Source organism: Limnohabitans sp. (assembly GCF_044361985.1).
Lineage (GTDB): Bacteria > Pseudomonadota > Gammaproteobacteria > Burkholderiales > Burkholderiaceae_C > Limnohabitans_A.
Window position 1 is genome coordinate 1 of the sequence record NZ_JBIKHV010000159.1, and the last position, 3544, is coordinate 3544.

General features: G+C 64.5%; 5 protein-coding genes. 2 read left to right on the plus strand and 3 right to left on the minus strand.

The window, feature by feature from the left end; all coding sequences use genetic code 11:
• Positions 1-145: 145 nt before the first annotated feature.
• Complete coding sequence (locus ACIQ3A_RS14385) at positions 146-475, plus strand: CcdB family protein (protein WP_396432411.1); 330 nt, start codon at positions 146-148, stop codon at positions 473-475.
• A gap of 52 nt (positions 476-527) precedes the next feature.
• Here ACIQ3A_RS14385 and cobA read toward each other — a convergent pair whose 3' ends face one another.
• The 3 genes from cobA to ACIQ3A_RS14400 all read right to left on the minus strand — a co-directional run bounded on the left by cobA (position 528) and on the right by ACIQ3A_RS14400 (position 2985).
• Positions 528-1316, minus strand: a complete 789-nt coding sequence (cobA, locus tag ACIQ3A_RS14390) for a uroporphyrinogen-III C-methyltransferase (protein WP_396432412.1) — start codon at positions 1314-1316, stop codon at positions 528-530.
• Entirely contained in the window at positions 1313-2230 is a 918-nt protein-coding gene (gene ybiB / locus ACIQ3A_RS14395; RefSeq protein WP_396432413.1) for a DNA-binding protein YbiB, read from the minus strand. Before ybiB ends, cobA begins: the two co-directional genes overlap by 4 nt.
• Positions 2231-2295: 65 nt before the next feature.
• A complete protein-coding gene (locus ACIQ3A_RS14400) occupies positions 2296-2985 on the minus strand; it encodes a substrate-binding domain-containing protein (protein ID WP_396432414.1) in 690 nt (229 codons plus the stop codon).
• A gap of 124 nt (positions 2986-3109) precedes the next feature.
• Here ACIQ3A_RS14400 and ACIQ3A_RS14405 point away from each other — a divergent pair.
• Positions 3110-3544, plus strand: a 435-nt coding sequence (locus ACIQ3A_RS14405; protein WP_396432415.1) for a tRNA (adenosine(37)-N6)-threonylcarbamoyltransferase complex transferase subunit TsaD, incomplete at its 3' end; no start/stop codon positions are given.

Consider the following 3544-nt stretch of genomic DNA (forward strand, 5'->3'; position numbering starts at 1 on the left):
GTCGCCGAGCGGCAGGCACGTCAGCAGCATCGTCAGCAGGCTGAGCAGGCCGTGGCGGGCTGGAATGCCCTGCACGATGCGGCGGGCTCTTACGCAGACGCTCACTCCACGCTCTGACAGAGCCCAAAAACAGAGCAATGCAGCCATGACCCAATACGATGTGCATCTGAACCCCGGACCCATGCGGGCCACGGTGCCCATGGTGGTGCTGGTGCAGTCTTCGCTGTTCGACGGCTACCGGCGCCGTGTCGTTGTTCCCCTCGTTTTGCGTTCGTCTTTGCCTGCGGGCGCCAAGCTGGCGGGCACCCGCATGAACCCTGTGTTCAAGATCAAAGGTCAGGCGCTGGTGCTGCACCCGTTGGACATGGTGTCGGTGGCCATGGAGCAACTCGGTGCCTGTGTGGGCAGTCTGGCCGATCAGGGGCAGGTGGTTGCCGATGCCCTTGATGAGCTGCTGACGCGCAGCTGGGGTTGATGGGCTTTGGGGTTCAAACCCCGTTGGCCATCGGCCGGCACGCCAGCCTTTGTCAAGCGATGCGTTGCTGTGACAAATGCCCCTGCGCATCCCAGGCCCGTGCGCCTTGCACCACATCGCCCACCACAATGATGCTGGGGCTTTGCAGGCCTTCGCGGGCCATGGTGCGGGTCAGCTCGCTCAGCGTGGTGAGCGCTTCGCGCTGGTTGGGCAGGCTGGCGTGCTGGACGATGGCCACCGGGGTTTGCCCGGGCAGGCCCTGCAACAAGCCGCTGCTGATGTGCTCGAGACTGCTCACGCCCATGTAAATCACCAGCGTCAGTTTCGAGCCTTTGGCCGTGGCCGCCAGTTGGGCCCAATCGGTGCCGCTGTCGCCGGGCTTGGCGTGGCCGGTGACAAACACCACGCCGTGGGCGTGTTCGCGGTGGGTCAAGGGCGCGCCCAGGCTGCTCATGCCCGCAAGACCCGAGGTGATGCCGTTGACCACCTGCAGGTCGATGCCCGCCGCGCGCAGGTGTTCCACCTCTTCGCCGCCACGACCAAAAATGAACGGGTCACCGCCTTTGAGGCGCACCACATGCTCGCCTTCTTGGACGGCGGTGATCATCATTTTGTCGATGAAGGCCTGCGGCGTGCTTTTGCAGCCACCGCGCTTGCCCACATGCACGATGCGGGCGGAGGGCGATGCGTGGGCCAGCACGGCCTCGTTGACCAAGTCATCGACCAGCAGCAAGGTGGCGCTGGCAATTGCCTTCACGGCTTTCAGCGTCAACAGTTCCGGGTCGCCAGGGCCTGCACCGACCAGGGTGCAGCGGCCATGTGGGCGGGCTGTGGTGTTCATGCTTTCACCTCGTTCAGGATATGTTGGACTTGCAACGCGATCGGTGCTGGCACGGGCAATTCTTGGGCCAGTACCCGCCGAATGTAGGCCGCAGTGGCCGCTGCATCGGTGCCCGGCAAGTCGGGCACTTGGGCCAATGGGCCTTCTTGGGGGGCTTGCACGCGCAGCGTCTGCCCGTTCTTGAAAAGATCCATGGCGGGCGTGCGCCTTGCGTCGGCCACGCTCTCGCCCTCGGTGCCACGCAGCAGCAGGGCGTGTTGTCCGGTCAGTGCCAAGGTGGCCGACATCGATTGCAAATACTCCGGGTGGGTGTAGCTGCTCACCAGCAGGGCAGGGCCGTCGCAGGGGTTCAGCAGTTTCACCAGGCTGTGGCCCGGGTTGCGCAGGCCCACCACGCGGCGCACAGACAGCAAGCGCTCCAAGCCGTTGTTCAGCACGCCTGTGGGCACAAACAACACCTCTCCTGCCTGTGCAATGGCTAAGGGGGCTAAGGGGGCTGTGGGGCCCGAAGCCTGAATGCCCAACTCGGCCAGTACCGCCTGGCTGCTCACGCGCTTGTCTTCGGTGGCCGTGCCGTGCATGAGCACCGCCACCCCTTCACGGGCCAGCAACAAGGCCAGCAGCGGGGTGAGCACGGGCAGCTTGCGCGCACCGTTGTAGCTGGGCAGCACCACGGTAGGCACAGCGTGGGTGGGCACCCTTTGAAGGCGGGCATGGGTGGCATCCAGAAAACCGGCCATTTCTTCCGGCGTCTCGCCCTTGATGCGCATGGCCAGACAAAAAGCACCCAATTCCAGGTCGCTGACTTGCTGGTCGAGGATCTGGCCCATCAAGTCGGCAGCCTGCTCGCGGCCGAGCGCTCGCGCGCCGTCTTTGCCCCGACCGATGTCCTTGATGTAGTGGCTGATTCCCATGGTTCGAATTGTGGGGGAATCGATCTAACTGTTGGTTATATGTGTATGACCCCGAAACCCATGCTTCAGGCCGCGTCCATGCCATGGCGGCGCTTGGTCTCGGCGCAGGCGGGAGATGCGCAAAATGCCAGCAGGGCACGCACCGCGTCAGGGTGTTGGCTGGTGGCCGCCACGCTGCCCGAAAACGTGGTGGTGATCTGCACCGCTTGCGGCAAGCCGCCCACGATGGTGATGCCTGGCACGCCCAGCATTTCGCTCAGCTGCTGAAAGCCCAGGGCCACTTGGCCTTGAGCCACCAGGGCGCCCACGGGTACGCCGGGCTGGGCTTGCACGATGCGGCCCTTGATCTGGTCGGCAATGCCCCAGCGTTCAAAGAGGCGGCTCAATTGGGCGCCGCTGGGGCCAGTGGACAAACCCACGCTGCGTGCAGACAGCACCGCCTGCCTGAGCGCTTCTTGCGTGGCAATGTCGGGCACCGGTGCCCCTGCAGGCACGGCCACCGCCACGCCCGAGTGCACCAAGTCGACTCGGCTGCCGGGCAGCACATGGCCACTGGCGATCAACTTGTCGATGGCATCGCTGGCCAGCACCACAGCGTCAAAAGCTTCGCCCGCCTGCACGCGTTTGGCCGCGTCCACCCCGCCGACCGATTCGACATGGACTTGAACGTTGGGGGCCTGTGCTTTGTAAAGCGCCACCAGATCGGCCAGCAGGGGCTTGGTGGCCATGGATGAAATCAGTCGGAGTGTGGTCATGGTGTGGGTTTAAAAATGGGGACTGAAGGCGCTCAGCCCCTTGCGCGACGGGGGCGCCTCGCCTGCTGCAGGGATTATGGCCAAGCCCCGTGCCACAAACCAGGCCCCGCTTAAACTACCTGTTATGCGAATTTTGGGTATTGAATCATCTTGCGACGAGACCGGTGTGGCGCTTGTGGAAACCACGGGCGACGCTTTGCCGCGGCTTTTGTCGCACGCCTTGTACAGCCAGATCGAGATGCACCAGGCCTATGGCGGCGTGGTGCCCGAGCTGGCCAGCCGCGACCACATCCGCCGTGTCTTGCCGCTGACGCGTCAGGTCATAGCCGAGGCCGGTGTGGTGCTGGCCGATCTTGATGTGGTGGCCTACACCCGGGGTCCGGGTCTGGCCGGGGCTTTGCTGGTGGGTTCAGGCGTGGCCTGTGCGCTGGCAGCGTCTTTGGGCAAACCGGTGCTGGGCGTGCACCACCTGGAAGGCCATTTGCTCTCGCCCTTTTTAAGCGCGGACCCGCCTGAATTTCCTTTCATCGCCTTGCTGGTCTCGGGGGGGCACACCCAG

What these genes read in the sequence shown, in the direction of transcription:
- cobA (WP_396432412.1), bottom strand. Translation starts at nt 1,316, where the DNA reads ATGAACACCACAGCCCGCCCACATGGCCGCTGCACCCTGGTCGGTGCA.
- ybiB (WP_396432413.1), bottom strand. Translation starts at nt 2,230, where the DNA reads ATGGGAATCAGCCACTACATCAAGGACATCGGTCGGGGCAAAGACGGC.
- ACIQ3A_RS14385 (WP_396432411.1), top strand. Translation starts at nt 146, where the DNA reads ATGACCCAATACGATGTGCATCTGAACCCCGGACCCATGCGGGCCACG.
- ACIQ3A_RS14400 (WP_396432414.1), bottom strand. Translation starts at nt 2,985, where the DNA reads ATGACCACACTCCGACTGATTTCATCCATGGCCACCAAGCCCCTGCTG.